Genomic DNA, 16,329 nt, shown 5'->3' with positions numbered 1-16,329 from the left:
AGTGAAATATAACTACAAATTAACAATAAACTACAAATTTATCCCATTTACTACTTTTTTGAATCCAACCCATAATTGGATTAATCAAATACCAACAAACCCTGCATTTTTGATAGTTTGCTATCTTAGCGACATGATCCAAATAAGAAAAGGCACCAAAGCAGACCTCCCCCGAGCATTCGAACTCATAGAAGAACTAGCATTGTATGAGAAAGCTCCAGAAGAAGTATCCAACACGGTGGAAATGATGGAGAAAGACGGCTTTGGAGATCGGCCCATTTTTGACTTCATCGTAGCTGAGGAAGATGGCGTCATCCACGGATTGTCAATCTATTACTGGCGCTACTCCACCTGGAAAGGTCGTCGCATTTACCTGGAAGACCTCATTGTCACTGAATCCAAGAGGGGCTTGGGTATAGGCAAGATGCTCTTTGACAAAACCATAGAAGCAGGTAAAGAAGAAGGGGCTACCGGCATGATGTGGCAAGTACTGGACTGGAATGAACCGGCTATTAACTTCTATAAGAAATACCAGGCCAAAATGGAAGAAGAGTGGCTTAACTGCCACCTCGACTTCTAAACCACCTCCAGCAAAGTTCTAAAGGATACGCATTTGTTGAGGTAGCGGTCTACGTGCTTTTGCCTCAGCAATGGCGCGTGGTTATTCAGGTAATGATTAATCTGATGCATGGTCTCGGCAAAATACTGAATGGCATAGGTAGAGCCCTGAGCTTCGGGATCCTCTTGCAGCAACTTCAGTATTTTATGCTCCACGAAACAGCCGGTTGCCAACACTTCTGGAATATGCTCTTCTTTCATCCACGTTAGCCAATCGCCCACTACAGTTTCCTCTACATTTACAGTGACATTATATAAAATCATCTCTTTTTCGTCTGCTTTATAAAACCAATCTCAAAGTAAGTGGTTTCTCACGCAATGATCTATACAAAAGACCATATAGTCTCCTTCATTATTATGATTTTACATCTGGTAGGAGCCATTGGTTGTGCTATCCCTCAAACGAGAGAGTTGACAATTGGCCTCACTCCAGTGAACCTACTGATTAATGCAGGACTGCTGGCATACTGCCATAATGGGACAAAAAAGCAGTTGATACTTTTTTTTGTTCTGTCAAGCATCGCAGGTTTCACTGTGGAAGTAATTGGGGTGACCACAGGGTTTCCTTTTGGTGACTATACCTATGGCAGTACACTTGGTGTGCAACTCCTGAATGTGCCCGTATTAATAGGTGTCAACTGGTTTATCCTCTCCTATTGCTTTGGCATGCTCACCGCGAGACTTGGTCTGCCGATAGTTGCTAAAAGCATCCTCGCAGCATTGGGCATGGTCTTAATTGATTTACTCATTGAACCCATAGCGGTTAGATTTGACTACTGGACCTGGCATCAGGGAGACATTCCATTGAGTAATTATGCCGGTTGGTTAGTCGTTTCGTTTGGCATCCAGCTTGTTTTCCATCAATTATTTAAGGAGAATTTAAATAAACAATCCGGCGTTACGGTTGGTTCTCAAACTTTCTATTTTAGTTTTCTTCAGATTTTCTTCAAAATTTAAACACTTTTGGAAATTGACAAGTTAACTACACAAACCCAATGTTCTTTGTAGGGAAAGATTAAGAGATATTAACGGATGAGTACGTTTTCGATAAGAGATTTAGAACATCTGTCAGGTATAAAAGCACATACCATCAGGATATGGGAACAACGTTATGAGTTGATCAAACCCAAGCGAACAGATACGAACATACGCTACTATGATGATCACGATTTGAAGCTCATCCTGAACGTAGCATTACTCAAGGAAAACGGAGTTAAAATCTCCAAAATTGCTGAGATGAGTGCTGGAGACATGCAGCGAGAAGTGCTGAAGTTGACCGAGCGCAACCTTCGCTATCCAGAACAAATTCATTCCCTCACCATTGCCATGGTGGACTTAGACGAGGAACGTTTTGAAAAAATTATTTCCACTAATATTCTGAAGCTGGGATTTGAAAAGACAATGATGAACATCATTTATCCTTTCTTATCCAAAATCGGAATCCTTTGGCAAACTGGGGCCATCAATCCGGCACAAGAGCATTTCATTTCTAATCTGGTGCGTCAGAAGCTAATAGCGGCTATCGATGGACAATACTCGGTCGGTAGTGACAAGGCCAGAAAATACATCCTCTTCTTACCAGAAGGAGAACTGCATGAGCTCAGTTTGTTATTTGCAGACTATATCATCAAGTCACGAAACAATAAAACAGTCTACCTGGGACAATCACTTCCTTTCATGGATCTGTCCGCTGTTCACGACATACACGAACCTGACTACATACTATCTGTGCTGACCACCGTTCCCGGACCTAGCGAAATTCAAGCTTATGTAGACCGACTAGCGTCTAGTTTCTCAGGCACTCAAATCTTATTAACAGGATTTCAGGTTATTGGACAAGATGTTGAATGCCCTGAAAACGTCACCATCTTCACCAGACTAGAGCAGCTCATCCAATTTGTGGAAGAAAACACGCTTACCATAGCCTGATCATTTCGACTGACAGTGGCAAGTGTTAAGCGGCCCTATGAAAAGCTACCTCCCAACCCCTAGTAAATCTTTCTGCAGAACCATTAGGCAGATCACTACTTGTCCTTATTTGAGTCAAGGCTAGAGTATCAATTCACAACTATACTTCACAGCTCTTTTTTAACTCATTTCACAAAAGCACGTTTTGTGAAGTCTTCTTAAACAAAATATTATCAAAATATTTCGCTGGATTATAGAATACTGTGTTTAATCACATTTTAATGCGTTTTTAATGAACCCTTATATGTCTATACACGTATATTTGTTTACACTTGTATTAGAAACTTTAAACAAACCTTTGGATTTCTGTTTAACTTTTTATACATTTGAATTAAACAAAAATAAATTCCACAACCATGACAGCACTTGAATTCAGTTATAAAGTAGATCAACTTACAAGTTCTCTAAAACCATTCGCACTAAAGCTGACCAAGGATATGGAAGACGCGAATGACTTGCTTCAAGAAACAATTCTAAAAGCATTTACGAACAGAGATAAATTCGCCGAGGGTACTAACCTGAAAGCATGGATGTATACCATTATGAAAAACACGTTCATCACCAATTATCAGCGAATGATGCGACGTAATACATTCATCGATACTACAGAAAACCTACATTACATAAATTCTACCGATAGCATCATCCAGAACAACGCATATACGGATTTTGCGATGAGAGATATCAACAATGCGATTGACCGACTTCAGGACTCTTATAAAGTGCCATTCATGATGCACTTTAGAGGGTTTAAATATCACGAAATTGCCGATAAATTGGAGATCCCCATTGGTACTGTAAAAAACAGAATCCATATTGCCAGAAAAGAACTGAAGTCTAAATTGAAAGTTTACGGCAAGAAAAACTAATGACAAAACGTATTGCAGTTATTGGTAGCGGTTTCGCAGGACTCTCAGCCGCTTGCCATTTAGCCAAAGCCGGCAACAAGGTTAATGTTTTTGAAAAGAATGAGAGGCCCGGAGGTAGAGCCAGACAACTCCAAATGTCTGGCTTTACTTTTGATATGGGGCCTAGTTGGTACTGGATGCCGGATGTATTCGAACAGTTTTTTGCTCGTTTTGGTAAAAAACCCTCAGATTATTACTCACTCACCCGACTTGACCCTAGCTATAGGGTGAGGTTCAAAGATGAACACATAGATCTGCCTGCTTCCATGTCAGAAATGGAAGCGCTTTTCGAATCGATAGAGCCAGGAGCCGCTCAGGGACTTAGGAAGTTTTTGAAGCAGGCTGAATACAAATACGAAGTAGGCATCAATGATCTGGTGTACAAGCCAAGCAGATCACTCACAGAGTTTATAGACCCCAGACTACTCAATGGACTACTCAAAATGGATGTATTCACCTCCATGAGTAAGCACATACGAAAGTTTTTCAAAAACGAGAAACTCATCCAACTTCTAGAATTCCCGGTATTATTTCTAGGAAGCACTCCAGAGAACACTCCAGCGCTATACAGCCTGATGAACTATGCTGATATTTCACTAGGCACCTGGTACCCGCAGGGAGGCATGCACAAGGTAGTAGAGGCTATGACCAAACTGGCCGGAGAACTTGGAGTAGAAATACACCTCGATGAAGCCGTCACTTCCTTCAGCTATCAAGGAAAATCAATCAGCAAACTAATCACCTCCAAATCAGAATATGACGTAGATATAGTGGTGGGTGGTGCAGATTACCATCATATAGAATCACAGATCTTACCCAAAGAATACCGAAACTACACAGAGCAATATTGGGACAGTCGCGTAATGGCCCCCTCCTCCCTGCTGTTCTACATAGGTGTGGACAAAGAACTCCCCAACATGCTGCACCATGTACTCTTTTTTGATGAAGACTTCAAACGCCATGCACATGAAATTTACAATGATCCCAAATGGCCTACCAAACCACTGCTTTATACCTCAGCCACTTCTAAGACGGACCCCACAGTAGCTCCAGCAGGATGTGAAAATCTGGTTGTGCTAATACCAGTGGCTCCAAACCTTGAGGACACTGAAGAAACCAGAGCGTATTATTATGGACTGGTGATGGACCGTTTGGAAGACTTCACTGGCACATCGATTAGAGATCATGTCATCTGTAAAGAAAGTTTTGCTCATAAGGACTTCATTTCAGACTACCATTCCTTCAAAGGAAATGCCTATGGATTAGCAAATACATTGATGCAAACCGCTATCTTAAAACCTTCATTAAAAAACAAACATCTGAAAAATCTTTATTTCACTGGCCAGCTTACCGTCCCCGGCCCAGGAGTACCACCATCCATCATATCTGGAGAAGTGGTGGCTAAAGAAATCAAAAAGGATTTTAAGTAAATTTAGCAATGGACCTATTCAGTGAAACCACCCTTAAGTGTAGCAAGCTGATCACTCAGCATTACAGCACCTCATTTACCCTGGGTATAAAAACCCTGGATAAAAAATACCATTTACCTATTTATGCGATTTATGGTTTCGTGCGGTATGCCGATGAAATAGTGGACACTTTTCATGGATACGACAAAGAAGATCTTCTCAACCGATTTGAAGCTGACACCTATAAAGCCATTGAAGAAAAAATAAGTCTGAATCCTGTACTACACAGTTTTCAACTAATCGTTAATGAATACAAGATTCCTCTTGATCTGATTGATGCATTTCTCCACAGCATGCGCATGGACCTGGATAACTCAGCTTATACACAAGAGGGCTATGAAACATACATTTACGGCTCAGCAGAAGTCGTGGGTCTCATGTGTTTAAGAGTCTTCTGTGAAGGAAAAGATGAGTCCTATCAGCATCTGGAGCCCTCTGCGAAGCGACTGGGAGCTGCTTTCCAAAAAGTCAATTTCCTTAGAGATCTGAAGAGTGATTTCAAAGATCGTGGCAGAGTCTATTTCCCAGGTGTAAATTTTGAAGCATTCACCGAAGAGGATAAAAGAATTATTGAGGAAGATATAGCAGCCGACTTTGAAGCTGCACTGGAAGGAATCAAAAATCTACCCAAGGGAGCTAAAGCGGGAGTTTACCTCGCTTACGTGTACTATCTCCAGCTTTTCAAAAAGATTAAAAACCTACCTCCTACTAAAATACTCTCAGAAAGAATAAGAGTCCCTGATCAAAAGAAAATGCTCCTGCTTTTCAAAACACTGGTACTGAACCGGCTCAATGCGCTAGGATGAAATCGCTATACCTCATACTGCACATTTTCACCATTTCCTTCCCATTGGTTCGGTCGTTCGAGCCTAGGATTCAATATGCCAAAAAGTGGAGCCCACTATTCCAGGCGATTGGTATTACAGGATTCTTCTTCATCGTATGGGATGTGTTGTTTACAAGAGCCGGTGTCTGGGGGTTCAATCCAGATTATCTTGTAGGGATTTATATTTTCGAGCTACCTCTGGAAGAAATCCTGTTTTTCATTACTGTACCATTTGCTAGCGTCTTTATTTATGAATGCGTTCATTATTTTCTACCTCACATTCATACTTCTTCAGCTATAAAGTGGACCTCCATGGCACTAGGTCTAGGACTGATCGGCATAGCCCTGGTGAACAGTGACCAGGCTTACACCTTTTGGAATTTTCTATTTGCCGGTAGCTTCTTACTCTTTGTGAGCTTGATTAACCCCTGGTGGTTTGGTCACTTTTGGGTAGCCTACCTATTGCATCTGATTCCCTTCATATTGGTCAATGGAGTCCTAACCGGTTATGGACTGGATGCCCCTATTGTATGGTACAATAATGACGAGAACCTATCTATCAGGATTCTGACTATACCCATTGAAGACACAATGTATGCTCTTCTCTTGTTATTGATGAATGTCTTTCTGTTCGAAAAATTAAAAAAATCATTCAAACAAAATCCTTGAACATGATTTTGTACGAATATATCTAAACCAGTTGTTAAGCTCATGATGAATCTCAATGTCACAATCGATCAAAATTCCGGCTTCTGCTTTGGTGTGGTATATGCCATTGAGATGGCTGAAGATATTCTGGAGGAACATGGCCACCTCTATTGTCTGGGTGATATCGTCCACAATGACGAGGAGGTTAAACGCCTACAAGCTAAAGGGTTGGAGATCATTAGTCATGATGATCTGTTAAACATCAGAGACGCCAATGTACTCATCAGAGCGCACGGAGAACCGCCCAGCACCTACCAACTGGCTATCGAAAACAATCTGACACTCGTGGATGCCAGCTGTCCAGTGGTGCTAAAACTGCAAAACCGTATTAAAAACTCCTATGACAAAGGGGATCAAATCTATATCTATGGCAAACATGGCCATGCAGAAGTGGTCGGGTTACTCGGACAAACCAATGATGATGCAGTGGTCTTTCAGGAATTGGAAGAATTGGACGTAGCTAGCTTACCTAAACGAATCACCCTATACAGTCAAACCACCAAAAGCACCGACAATTTCTACAACATCAAAGATCAACTGACCGCTGCAGGGATAGAGGTTAATGCCAACGATACTATCTGCCGGCAGGTGAGCAATAGAGACAAAGAACTCCGCGATTTTGCTCGGAAGTTTGACAAAATAGTCTTCGTATCTGGAACCAAATCCTCCAATGGAAAAGTTCTCTACAATATTTGCAAAGAGAATAACCCAAACACTTACTTTGTATCCAATAAAAGCGAATTGGATATCCAATGGTTTACACCAAAGGACTCCATTGGTATCTGTGGCGCCACCTCTACACCTATGTGGCTCATGGAGGAAGTAAGAGATGAGCTACATTCTTTTTAGTACTTAGCATATGGACTATTTAATCAACACAGCCATGATTATTGGCACCTTCTTATTTATGGAAGGCGTGGCATGGTTTACACACAAATACATCATGCATGGTTTTCTGTGGAGCTGGCATAGGTCCCATCATGTGAAGCACAAACATACACTCGAGCGGAACGATTTGTTTGCTCTGGTCTTTAGCATCCCTTCCATCTCACTCATCATACTAGGCTACGAGGTAGAGGCGGTCAGCTGGATCAAGTTTATTGGGTTTGGCATCATGAGCTACGGTATCTTCTATTTTATCTTTCATGACATCATCGTACACAGGCGAGTGAAGATCCCCTTTCATGCCAAAAGTAAATACATGAAGCGAATCATGAATGCACACTATGTACACCATGAGACCCATACCAAAGAAGGAGCCGAGGCATTTGGCTTCCTTTATGCGCCAAAAAGGTATGAGAAGAAAAATTGATCGGCCATTTCATGAATCTCGTCCCACAAATCCTCTCATTAATCCCGTTAATCACGCCATTCAACCGAATTCACCGAAAGACATAAGGCCGCTTTGAATAATTATTTTAACTTTAATCTCAATACCGCTAGATTAACTCCTCATTAAGAATCAGCTTGTTTTAGTTAAACTGAAAACAAGCGAACATGTCACAGCAAACAGAAGAAGTATGGAAGCCAATAGATGGCTTCAGCAATTATGAGATTTCCTCCAGAGGAAAGATCAGAAGTAAAACAAGAAAAACCTGGCACAAAGGCAGCAAGACCAACATGACCATCAAAGGCAAAATGATGAAGCAACGTTGGAACAAAACCTGCAAGTGCTATTTTCTGGATCTCATCGATGATGAGAAAAGAAGACGAACAGTTTATCCACATAAGGAAGTAGCGAAAGCCTTTGTGGACAACAACGATCCGGAAGAGTTCAACATGATCATTCATGAAGACAACAACCCGAGAAACAACAAGGCAGACAACTTGAAGTGGGTGAGTGCCTCAGAGCACATGAAATGGCAATTTGAGGTGGGTAACAAAAACAACTTCAAAGTATGGAAGACCCGAAAAAAGCGATACAAGAATGGCTTTAAGCCAGACACTGTACTGCCGGGAAGACCCAGGAAAAACAAAGAGCCAGAGCTTGTAAGCTAATAAATAGAAAAAGCCTGATCAGTAGATCAGGCTTTTTCATTATTGATTATATCTTATTGCTTATTCAGCGATAGGATCTACATATACATATGAACGATCCTGTCTTCCTTTTCTGAATCTTACAGTTCCATCGATCAAAGCAAACAATGTATGGTCTTTACCCATACCCACGTTATCACCAGGGTGGTGCTTCGTACCTCTTTGACGCACGATGATGTTACCAGCGATCGCTTTTTGACCACCGTAGATCTTTACACCCAAACGTTTACTTTCTGATTCTCTTCCGTTCTTAGAACTACCTACACCTTTCTTATGTGCCATGAGATTATCCTTTAATGTCTTCGATTAATACTTTTGAGAAATTCTGACGGTGACCGTTCTTCTTCTTATAACCTTTTCTTCTTTTCTTCTTGAAGACGATTACTTTGTCACCTTTTACATGCTCTAATATCTTTCCGGATACTGATGCACCTTTCACTGTAGGAGCTCCTACTTTTACCTTACCGTCATTATCTACCAACAGCACCTGATCAAAACTGACAGCAGATCCTGCTTCTCCTTCTAATAATGGTGCGTACACAAAGTTGTCTTTCTCAACTTTGAATTGTTTCCCGGCTATGTCTACTATTGCGTACATGATTTCTGTTTGCTTTTTCAAAAAGGAATGCAAAGATATGGGTTGTCATTTAATTTTCAAACAAACCCTTAGCATAAATCCCGGATAAAAAAAAATTCACATTTTTTTCATCTTTTTTTCACTCACTAAAAACCTTATCTACGCTGTTTTTTAATGAAGTGTTCATTAGACAAATGTAATCTAATCTCCTTCCTTACAGCAGGTTATCTCTTTTTTTCAACTTTTTTTAGCTCAGCATTTTACCTAGTTTTTGCGCTTGATTTTCCGGCCGACTTTTTACACATTTGTAAACGCAGCTTAGAGAAAAATAAACCACTTTTCGCTTCGGGCTGTATCCCAAACCTTAGCAAAACATGTAAAAACCGCGTTTTTGGTCAAACGTGGCTTTAGTGTTTTCTAAATGTGGATAACTGAATTTGAATGTGGATAACATTGTGAGTATTCAATTTGTCTAGTGGATAAAGTTTGAATAAATTAAGAAACTTATGAGCCAAGAAGAACCATTATTAAAAGACAACCCGGATCGCTTTGTACTATTTCCGATAGAACACAATGATATTTGGCAGTTCTATAAGAAGGCGGAGGCTAGTTTCTGGACGGCAGAGGAGATTGATCTCAGTCAGGATCTCAAAGACTGGGCAGCACTTAACGATGGTGAAAGACACTTTATCAAGCACGTACTGGCATTCTTTGCGGCTAGTGATGGAATCGTAAATGAAAACCTGGCAGAAAACATGGTTTCCGAGGTGCAATACACCGAAGCAAAGTTTTTCTACGGTTTCCAAATTGCCATCGAAAACATCCACTCCGAGACTTACTCATTACTGATAGACACTTACGTAAAAGATAATAAAGAGAAAGACGGACTTTTCCACGCCATCGAAACCATGGACTGTGTGAAAAAGAAAGCTGACTGGGCGCTACGCTGGATCGATGAAGGCAACTTCCAGGAGCGACTAATCGCTTTTGCAGCTGTAGAAGGTATTTTCTTCTCAGGGAGCTTCTGTTCCATCTTCTGGCTGAAGAAGAGAGGTTTGATGCCAGGACTTACTTTCTCTAATGAATTGATCTCACGAGACGAGGGACTTCACTGTGATTTCGCTTGTCTTCTATATAACAACCACATAATTAACAAACTCGACAGGCAGACGGTCTCTGAAATCATTCAGGACGCGGTGACGATTGAAAAAGAGTTTGTGACGGATGCTCTTCCGGTAAAACTGATCGGAATGAACGCTGACCTGATGTGTCAGTACATTGAGTTTGTCGCTGACAGACTTTTAGCAGAGCTAGGCTGCGCCAAGGTTTACAATTCTACTAATCCATTTGACTTTATGGACATGATCTCACTTCAAGGTAAAACCAACTTCTTTGAGAAGCGAGTGGGAGAATACCAGAAAGCAGGAGTTATGGATAGTAGCAAAGGTGAAAGCGACAAACCTAAATTCAGTCTGGACGAAGACTTCTAATAGAACTTAATCCAATATTTTCCATCCATATAATCGCCTTTTATAAAAAATGCTTGTAATTAAAAGAGACGGACGAAGGGAATCCGTAAAATTCGACAAAATCACAGCGCGCATCGAGAAACTCTGCGACGGACTTAATTCTGACTTTGTAAAGCCTGTAGAAATTGCCAAGAAGGTGATCGACGGTCTTTATGATGGTGTGACCACTGTAGAGCTGGACAACCTTGCTGCTGAAATCGCAGCCACCATGACCACACGTCATCCGGATTTTGCTAAACTGGCTGCCAGAATTTCTATCTCCAATCTTCACAAGGTAACTGAGGAGTCTTTTTCCACTACAATGAAAAGACTCTATACTTACGTAAACCCGAAGACTGATGAGAATGCTGCACTACTTTCAAAAGAAGTTTATGGAATCATCAGAGCCAATGCCAAGCGTCTGGATGAAGCAGTAGACTATACCAGAGATTACAATTACGACTTCTTTGGTTATAAAACATTAGAGCGCTCTTACTTAATGAAATTGGATGGTAAGATAGTAGAGCGTCCGCAGCACATGTTGATGAGAGTTTCAGTTGGTATTCATATGGATGATATCGACGCGGCGATAGAAACTTACAACCTGATGTCTGAGAAGTGGTTTACTCATGCCACTCCTACCCTTTTCAATGCAGGTACACCGAAACCACAGCTTTCTTCTTGTTTCCTTCTTAGCATGCAAGACGACAGCATTGACGGTATCTATGATACATTGAAGCAATGCGCCAAAATCTCCCAATCAGCTGGAGGTATCGGCCTTAGCATCCACAACGTACGAGCAACAGGAGCTTATATCAAAGGAACCAACGGTACTTCTAATGGTATCGTCCCTATGTTGAGAAACTTTGATATGACTGCTAGATACGTAGACCAAGGTGGTGGAAAGCGTAAAGGAAGTTTTGCGATCTATCTGGAGCCATGGCATGCAGACATTTTTGAGTTCCTTCAGTTGAAGAAAAACCACGGAAAAGAAGAGTTGAGAGCAAGAGACTTGTTCTACGCACTGTGGATTCCTGATTTGTTCATGAAGCGGGTAGAAGAAAATGGTGACTGGTCACTATTCAGCCCGGATGAAGCTCCGAACCTTTACGATTCATACGGTGATGAGTTTGAGAAACTCTACAATAAGTACGAACAAGAAGGACGCGCTAGAAGAACCGTAAAAGCTCAGGAGCTTTGGTTCGAGATCCTGGAGTCCCAAATTGAAACAGGAACTCCTTACATCCTATATAAGGATCACGCGAATAAGAAATCAAACCAAAAGAACCTCGGTACCATCAGATCAAGCAACCTGTGTACTGAGATCATGGAGTACACTTCCAAAGATGAGGTGGCTGTATGTAACCTGGCTTCCATAGCACTTCCTAAATTCGTGAAAGAAGACGGAACTTTTGATCATCAAAAACTATACGAAATCACCAAAGTAGCTACTCGAAACCTCAACAAGGTTATCGATATCAACTACTACCCGGTGAAGGAAGCACGCAACTCCAATATGAAGCACCGACCAATCGGTATTGGTGTTCAGGGACTCGCGGACGTATTTATGCTGATGAAAATGCCTTTCGATTCACCAGAGTCACGTAAGCTCAATGCTGAAATCTTTGAAACCATCTACTACGGTGCTATGGAAACATCCATGGAGCTGGCCATCAAAGATGGTCCATATGAAACATTCAAAGGATCTCCGGTATCAAAAGGTATCTTCCAGTTTGACATGTGGGGAGTGACTCCTGACAGCAACAGATGGGATTGGTATGAATTGAAGCAGAAAGTAAGAAAGAACGGAGTGAGAAACTCTCTCTTGCTCGCTCCAATGCCTACGGCTTCTACATCACAGATCCTTGGAAATAACGAGTGCTTTGAGCCGTACACTTCCAACATCTATACCCGAAGAACACTTTCTGGTGAGTTTATCGTAGTGAACAAGCACCTGATGACTGACCTAATCAAGCTCGGACTTTGGGATGACAGAATGAAGAACCGAATCATGGCAGCAAATGGGTCTGTACAGGAGATTCCAGAGATCCCAGAAGATATCAAAGAGCGATATAAGACCGTTTGGGAAATTTCTCAAAAATCCATCATTGATATGTCTGCTGACCGTGGAGCTTATATCTGTCAGAGTCAGAGCTTGAACATTCACTTAATGGATGCCAACTTCGGTAAGATGACCTCAATGCACTTCTATGCATGGAAGAAAGGATTGAAAACGGGTATGTACTACTTGAGAACGAAAGCAGCGACTGACGCGATCAAGTTTACACTGGAAAAAGAGCAACAAGCTCAACCAGAAACAAAACAAGCACAGGCATCTCAGGATGATGCCAAAGCTCAAAATGCAGCAGCGATGCAATGCTCGCTAGACGATCCTGAAGGATGCGAGATGTGCGGAAGTTAATTTAATCGCAAATTTTGATAATAATCGGAAAGCCTCAAACTGAATAGTTTGAGGCTTTTTTATTTTTCCTCTTCTCCCAATAGTTTCATTATATCCTTTTGGACTAGGTCACTCTCCTCTCTCGCCTGGTATACATACGCCTCTTCTGCTCGTTCTTTACAATCCTTGATCGGACATCTTTCACAAGTTGTGTTAACAAGCCGTGTGGGTATCGCAGGGTCACTTAGAAATTTGATTCGTTTCGTCAAAGACTCATCCACAAGGAATCCAATGGTCACACTAACAGACTCTTCTGGATTACTGACATTCGGAAAAGCGATGGACAAGCACAGGTATTCATTGGGAGAATCGTAGTACCTCGATCGTTGAATTCCAGCCAGGTATTTCAGCTCTGGATTCTTTTTTCGTTGCTCCACCAGATCTTGGATGATCGTCAGTGAAATCCATCGCCTGCAGTAGTGCTCATTGAGTTCGTTTCCATGTGGATTGTGGAGTTTGGTGAGATGTAGCTCTTTGGTAAGCGTGAAGAAATTACTACCCTTTCCTACAAACCGAAGGAAGAACAGGTTTTCATAACCAAAAATGGACGGCAGAATATTGGTTAGTCGCTGCATGATCATCTCAGGAGTGACATCATACTTATCCATAAAAGCCATAAAAGCCTGTGGGTCCCACTTCTCTAACTGGCCGAAATGCTTGATATCTGCCACTACCTCATCTCTGGGCATCATCAAAGCAGCAGAAAAGTAAGAGGCACGATAGTTACTCAATATCTGCTCAAAATCATGTGGCCCTTGAGGTGGTGTGGACAGAGGCCGTTTTTTCTCTCGCGTCCATTGGAACGCAATTTCCCGACCAAGGAGAAAGTTAATCTGTCCGGAATTCAGACCCTGGTTAATATGAAGCAACCTTTCTTTAGGATCGTACAATGACCGTAGGTTAGCCAAAGAACCTATTTGATGAAGCTTCTCGTCTGTAGTGCGAACGCCAATTTTTAACAAAATCTCTGTAAGTACCTTCTCACTAAAAGGAATTTCTTTTAACTCGGGAAACTCCAGGTGTAGCTCATCCACTGCCTCCTCTAGCTCTTCAAAATAGTTGTTGTGCAACTCCTGATAGGAGCGCAAGGCCGTATGGTAAAAGCTCTCTTGCTTCAGCTCGAAATTTCGCGCAATCTGCAAGACAGTGTTGATAAATGCATTGATCTTTTCCGGATCATAAGAAATGATCTCCACCAGTTTCTGAGGGTTCAGCCCAAACTGCTCCAGTGGAAAAGCCTTGAAAAAATCAGATTGGATCAGATGAACAACCGGCTCCAGCTTTTTGGGAACTTGCAAGGAAACCAACTCATCATAAGAGACATCCAGCGCTTTGGCAATAGCCATGATTTTATCTCCTTTGGGATATTTTTTTCCGTTTTCGATCTCACTCAGGTAAGAGAGTGACAAACCGGTCTTTTCCCGCAATTCCTGGTAAGAGACCCCTTTTTCGTTCCGTATTTCCTTCAATTTGAGGCCAAAAATGAGCTTTAGCTCGAAGATTTCTTTGGGCATCCTCAAAATTAGGTTAAAAAAGCGAAATATAAATATTAGCGAAATTTCGCTATTTAATATATTTCGCTATATTTGATCAAGTTTTGGAATACTAACCACTAAACATCATGATCACAGCAGAAGCAAATACCATTGACATTCAAACACCACTTGGTCTTAGACTTCATGGAAAGAGTAAAGATTCTTATAGTGAGATCTTAACTCCAGATGCGCTAGACTTTCTTTTGGCATTACACGAACGTTTCAATCAAAGAAGGAAAAGACTCCTGCAAGACCGTGAGGTCAAACAGGCAGCTTATGATGCTGGGGTGATGCCGGATTTCCTACCTGAAACCGAAGACATTAGAACTGGTGACTGGCAAATAGCCCCTATCCCTTCTGATATTCAGGACCGAAGAGTGGAAATCACCGGACCTGTGGAGCGCAAGATGATCATCAATGCACTCAATTCAGGTGCTAAAGTATTTATGGCTGATTTTGAGGACAGTAATACGCCGAATTGGTCAAATACCATCGAAGGACAAATCAACCTGAGAGATGCCATTAAACGCACTATTGATTTTGAAAATCCAATAAACGGAAAGCAATATAAGTTGAATGAGGAAGTGGCCACTCTATTCGTTAGACCTAGAGGATGGCATCTGGAGGAGAAACACATTCTGATTCATGACGAACCTACTAGCGGTGCACTCGTCGATTTTGGACTTTACTTTTTTCACAACGCGCATGAACTGCTGCAACAAGGGTCAGGTCCTTATTTCTACTTACCAAAACTAGAAAGTCATCTGGAAGCCAGGCTCTGGAATGAAGTATTTGTTTTTGCTCAAAACTACCTGGGCATTCCTCAGGGAACGATCAAAGCAACGGTGCTGATTGAGACCTTACCTGCAGCATTTGAGCTGCACGAGATACTGTACGAATTGCGGAATCATTCCTGTGGACTCAATTGCGGCCGCTGGGATTACATTTTTTCTTACATCAAGAAATTTAGAGCTAATAAGCACAAAACAGTCCCCAATAGAGATCAGGTGACGATGACCTCTCACTTCATGAAGAGCTACTCTGATCTGGTGATACAGACATGTCACCGCAGAGGAGCACATGCCATGGGTGGAATGGCGGCACAAATTCCCATAAAAAACAACGAAGAAGCGAATAAAGCTGCCCTGGACAAGGTGCGTCAGGACAAATTGCGTGAGGTGCAAAATGGTCATGACGGCACCTGGGTAGCACACCCGGCTTTGGTAACAGTGGCTATGGAGGTTTTTGATGCACACATGCCGTGGGCCAACCAAATCAACAACAAACGAAATGATGTGTACATCACAGCAAAAGATCTCACTCAAACACCTACAGGCACCATTACCATTGATGGTATACGTACGAATATCAATGTAGGCCTCCTCTACACTGAAAGTTGGTTACGAGGAAATGGAGCAGCGGCCATCTACAACCTGATGGAGGATGCGGCCACTGCGGAGATATCACGCTCACAGCTCTGGCAGTGGATCCACCACAACTGCTACACCGTCAACGGAACGAATATCAATATAGAACTATACGAACATCTGAAACTGGAAGAACTCGAGAAGATCCAGGAACTAGTAGGTTCAGAAAACTTTGAAAACGGGCGTTTCAAAGAAGCTGTGCAACTATTTGACCGACTAGTCAAGAGTGATCAACTCGAGGACTTCCTAACCCTTAATGCTTATGATTACTTAAACTAAACACACAC

Annotated in this window: 17 protein-coding genes; 13 read left to right on the top strand and 4 right to left on the bottom strand. The window is 41.8% G+C overall.

Annotated elements, in window-relative coordinates; all coding sequences use genetic code 11:
* Window positions 1-133 precede the first annotated feature (133 nt).
* Window positions 134-580: a GNAT family N-acetyltransferase gene (locus ACO067_RS15020; protein WP_421875393.1), complete on the top strand. Its 447-nt coding sequence runs from the start codon at window positions 134-136 to the stop codon at window positions 578-580.
* Here the strand turns inward: ACO067_RS15020 and ACO067_RS15015 are convergent.
* Window positions 577-882, bottom strand: coding sequence for a DUF4286 family protein (locus ACO067_RS15015; protein ID WP_421875391.1), 306 nt, complete (start codon window positions 880-882; stop codon window positions 577-579). The genes ACO067_RS15020 and ACO067_RS15015 overlap by 4 nt on opposite strands.
* A gap of 93 nt (window positions 883-975) precedes the next feature.
* On the opposite strand from ACO067_RS15015, the gene ACO067_RS15010 reads away from it, so the two are divergent.
* The 9 genes from ACO067_RS15010 to ACO067_RS14970 all read left to right on the top strand — a co-directional run bounded on the left by ACO067_RS15010 (window position 976) and on the right by ACO067_RS14970 (window position 8,495).
* On the top strand, window positions 976-1,575 hold the full coding sequence (locus ACO067_RS15010) for a carotenoid biosynthesis protein (RefSeq protein ID WP_421875389.1): 600 nt from the start codon (window positions 976-978) through the stop codon (window positions 1,573-1,575).
* Window positions 1,576-1,650: 75 nt separating this feature from the next.
* Window positions 1,651-2,547 carry a MerR family transcriptional regulator gene (locus ACO067_RS15005; RefSeq protein ID WP_421875387.1) on the top strand — a complete coding sequence of 299 codons (897 nt, stop codon included), beginning with the start codon at window positions 1,651-1,653 and terminating at the stop codon, window positions 2,545-2,547.
* A gap of 395 nt (window positions 2,548-2,942) precedes the next feature.
* Complete coding sequence (locus ACO067_RS15000; RefSeq protein WP_421875384.1) at window positions 2,943-3,455, top strand: RNA polymerase sigma factor; 513 nt, start codon at window positions 2,943-2,945, stop codon at window positions 3,453-3,455.
* Window positions 3,455-4,924 carry a phytoene desaturase family protein gene (locus tag ACO067_RS14995; protein ID WP_421875382.1) on the top strand — a complete coding sequence of 490 codons (1,470 nt, stop codon included), beginning with the start codon at window positions 3,455-3,457 and terminating at the stop codon, window positions 4,922-4,924. Before ACO067_RS15000 ends, ACO067_RS14995 begins: the two co-directional genes overlap by 1 nt.
* Window positions 4,925-4,932: 8 nt before the next feature.
* On the top strand, window positions 4,933-5,769 hold the full coding sequence (locus ACO067_RS14990; protein WP_421875378.1) for a phytoene/squalene synthase family protein: 837 nt from the start codon (window positions 4,933-4,935) through the stop codon (window positions 5,767-5,769).
* Complete coding sequence (locus ACO067_RS14985; RefSeq protein ID WP_421875376.1) at window positions 5,766-6,458, top strand: lycopene cyclase domain-containing protein; 693 nt, start codon at window positions 5,766-5,768, stop codon at window positions 6,456-6,458. Before ACO067_RS14990 ends, ACO067_RS14985 begins: the two co-directional genes overlap by 4 nt.
* 42 nt (window positions 6,459-6,500) lie before the next feature.
* Window positions 6,501-7,346: a 4-hydroxy-3-methylbut-2-enyl diphosphate reductase gene (locus ACO067_RS14980; RefSeq protein WP_421875374.1), complete on the top strand. Its 846-nt coding sequence runs from the start codon at window positions 6,501-6,503 to the stop codon at window positions 7,344-7,346.
* Between the two features lie 10 nt (window positions 7,347-7,356).
* Window positions 7,357-7,809, top strand: coding sequence for a beta-carotene hydroxylase (locus ACO067_RS14975; protein ID WP_421875372.1), 453 nt, complete (start codon window positions 7,357-7,359; stop codon window positions 7,807-7,809).
* Window positions 7,810-7,994: 185 nt separating this feature from the next.
* The gene (locus tag ACO067_RS14970) at window positions 7,995-8,495 is read left to right on the top strand and encodes an NUMOD4 domain-containing protein (RefSeq protein WP_421875370.1); all 501 of its coding nucleotides are present in this window, start codon (window positions 7,995-7,997) and stop codon (window positions 8,493-8,495) included.
* A gap of 60 nt (window positions 8,496-8,555) precedes the next feature.
* Here the strand turns inward: ACO067_RS14970 and rpmA are convergent, their stop codons facing one another.
* Together rpmA and rplU are read right to left on the bottom strand one after the other, a co-directional pair.
* A complete protein-coding gene (gene rpmA, locus ACO067_RS14965) occupies window positions 8,556-8,816 on the bottom strand; it encodes a 50S ribosomal protein L27 (RefSeq protein ID WP_421875368.1) in 261 nt (86 codons plus the stop codon).
* A 4-nt stretch (window positions 8,817-8,820) separates the two neighbouring features.
* On the bottom strand, window positions 8,821-9,132 hold the full coding sequence (gene rplU / locus ACO067_RS14960) for a 50S ribosomal protein L21 (RefSeq protein WP_421875366.1): 312 nt from the start codon (window positions 9,130-9,132) through the stop codon (window positions 8,821-8,823).
* A gap of 485 nt (window positions 9,133-9,617) precedes the next feature.
* Here rplU and ACO067_RS14955 point away from each other — a divergent pair, with 485 nt between their 5' ends.
* Window positions 9,618-10,601 (top strand): ribonucleoside-diphosphate reductase small subunit, encoded by a 984-nt coding sequence (locus tag ACO067_RS14955; protein ID WP_421875364.1) that lies wholly within the window; start codon window positions 9,618-9,620, stop codon window positions 10,599-10,601.
* Between the two features lie 49 nt (window positions 10,602-10,650).
* The gene (locus ACO067_RS14950; RefSeq protein ID WP_421875362.1) at window positions 10,651-13,041 is read left to right on the top strand and encodes a ribonucleoside-diphosphate reductase subunit alpha; all 2,391 of its coding nucleotides are present in this window, start codon (window positions 10,651-10,653) and stop codon (window positions 13,039-13,041) included.
* A gap of 59 nt (window positions 13,042-13,100) precedes the next feature.
* Here the strand turns inward: ACO067_RS14950 and ACO067_RS14945 are convergent, their stop codons facing one another.
* Window positions 13,101-14,594: a helix-turn-helix domain-containing protein gene (locus ACO067_RS14945; protein ID WP_421875360.1), complete on the bottom strand. Its 1,494-nt coding sequence runs from the start codon at window positions 14,592-14,594 to the stop codon at window positions 13,101-13,103.
* A 107-nt stretch (window positions 14,595-14,701) separates the two neighbouring features.
* Here ACO067_RS14945 and aceB point away from each other — a divergent pair, with 107 nt between their 5' ends.
* Window positions 14,702-16,321, top strand: coding sequence for a malate synthase A (gene aceB, locus ACO067_RS14940; RefSeq protein WP_421875358.1), 1,620 nt, complete (start codon window positions 14,702-14,704; stop codon window positions 16,319-16,321).
* Window positions 16,322-16,329 lie beyond the last annotated feature (8 nt).

Source organism: Marinoscillum sp. (genome assembly GCF_965229915.1).
Lineage (GTDB): Bacteria > Bacteroidota > Bacteroidia > Cytophagales > Cyclobacteriaceae > Marinoscillum.
The sequence above is the reverse complement of the archived record's forward strand: the minus strand, read 5'-3'. Positions and strand labels throughout refer to the sequence as shown.

What these genes read in the sequence shown, in the direction of transcription:
- ACO067_RS15020 (WP_421875393.1), top strand. Translation starts at nt 134, where the DNA reads ATGATCCAAATAAGAAAAGGCACCAAAGCAGACCTCCCCCGAGCATTC.
- ACO067_RS15015 (WP_421875391.1), bottom strand. Translation starts at nt 882, where the DNA reads ATGATTTTATATAATGTCACTGTAAATGTAGAGGAAACTGTAGTGGGC.
- ACO067_RS15010 (WP_421875389.1), top strand. Translation starts at nt 976, where the DNA reads ATGATTTTACATCTGGTAGGAGCCATTGGTTGTGCTATCCCTCAAACG.
- ACO067_RS15005 (WP_421875387.1), top strand. Translation starts at nt 1,651, where the DNA reads ATGAGTACGTTTTCGATAAGAGATTTAGAACATCTGTCAGGTATAAAA.
- ACO067_RS15000 (WP_421875384.1), top strand. Translation starts at nt 2,943, where the DNA reads ATGACAGCACTTGAATTCAGTTATAAAGTAGATCAACTTACAAGTTCT.
- ACO067_RS14995 (WP_421875382.1), top strand. Translation starts at nt 3,455, where the DNA reads ATGACAAAACGTATTGCAGTTATTGGTAGCGGTTTCGCAGGACTCTCA.
- ACO067_RS14990 (WP_421875378.1), top strand. Translation starts at nt 4,933, where the DNA reads ATGGACCTATTCAGTGAAACCACCCTTAAGTGTAGCAAGCTGATCACT.
- ACO067_RS14985 (WP_421875376.1), top strand. Translation starts at nt 5,766, where the DNA reads ATGAAATCGCTATACCTCATACTGCACATTTTCACCATTTCCTTCCCA.
- ACO067_RS14980 (WP_421875374.1), top strand. Translation starts at nt 6,501, where the DNA reads ATGATGAATCTCAATGTCACAATCGATCAAAATTCCGGCTTCTGCTTT.
- ACO067_RS14975 (WP_421875372.1), top strand. Translation starts at nt 7,357, where the DNA reads ATGGACTATTTAATCAACACAGCCATGATTATTGGCACCTTCTTATTT.
- ACO067_RS14970 (WP_421875370.1), top strand. Translation starts at nt 7,995, where the DNA reads ATGTCACAGCAAACAGAAGAAGTATGGAAGCCAATAGATGGCTTCAGC.
- rpmA (WP_421875368.1), bottom strand. Translation starts at nt 8,816, where the DNA reads ATGGCACATAAGAAAGGTGTAGGTAGTTCTAAGAACGGAAGAGAATCA.
- rplU (WP_421875366.1), bottom strand. Translation starts at nt 9,132, where the DNA reads ATGTACGCAATAGTAGACATAGCCGGGAAACAATTCAAAGTTGAGAAA.
- ACO067_RS14955 (WP_421875364.1), top strand. Translation starts at nt 9,618, where the DNA reads ATGAGCCAAGAAGAACCATTATTAAAAGACAACCCGGATCGCTTTGTA.
- ACO067_RS14950 (WP_421875362.1), top strand. Translation starts at nt 10,651, where the DNA reads ATGCTTGTAATTAAAAGAGACGGACGAAGGGAATCCGTAAAATTCGAC.
- ACO067_RS14945 (WP_421875360.1), bottom strand. Translation starts at nt 14,594, where the DNA reads ATGCCCAAAGAAATCTTCGAGCTAAAGCTCATTTTTGGCCTCAAATTG.
- aceB (WP_421875358.1), top strand. Translation starts at nt 14,702, where the DNA reads ATGATCACAGCAGAAGCAAATACCATTGACATTCAAACACCACTTGGT.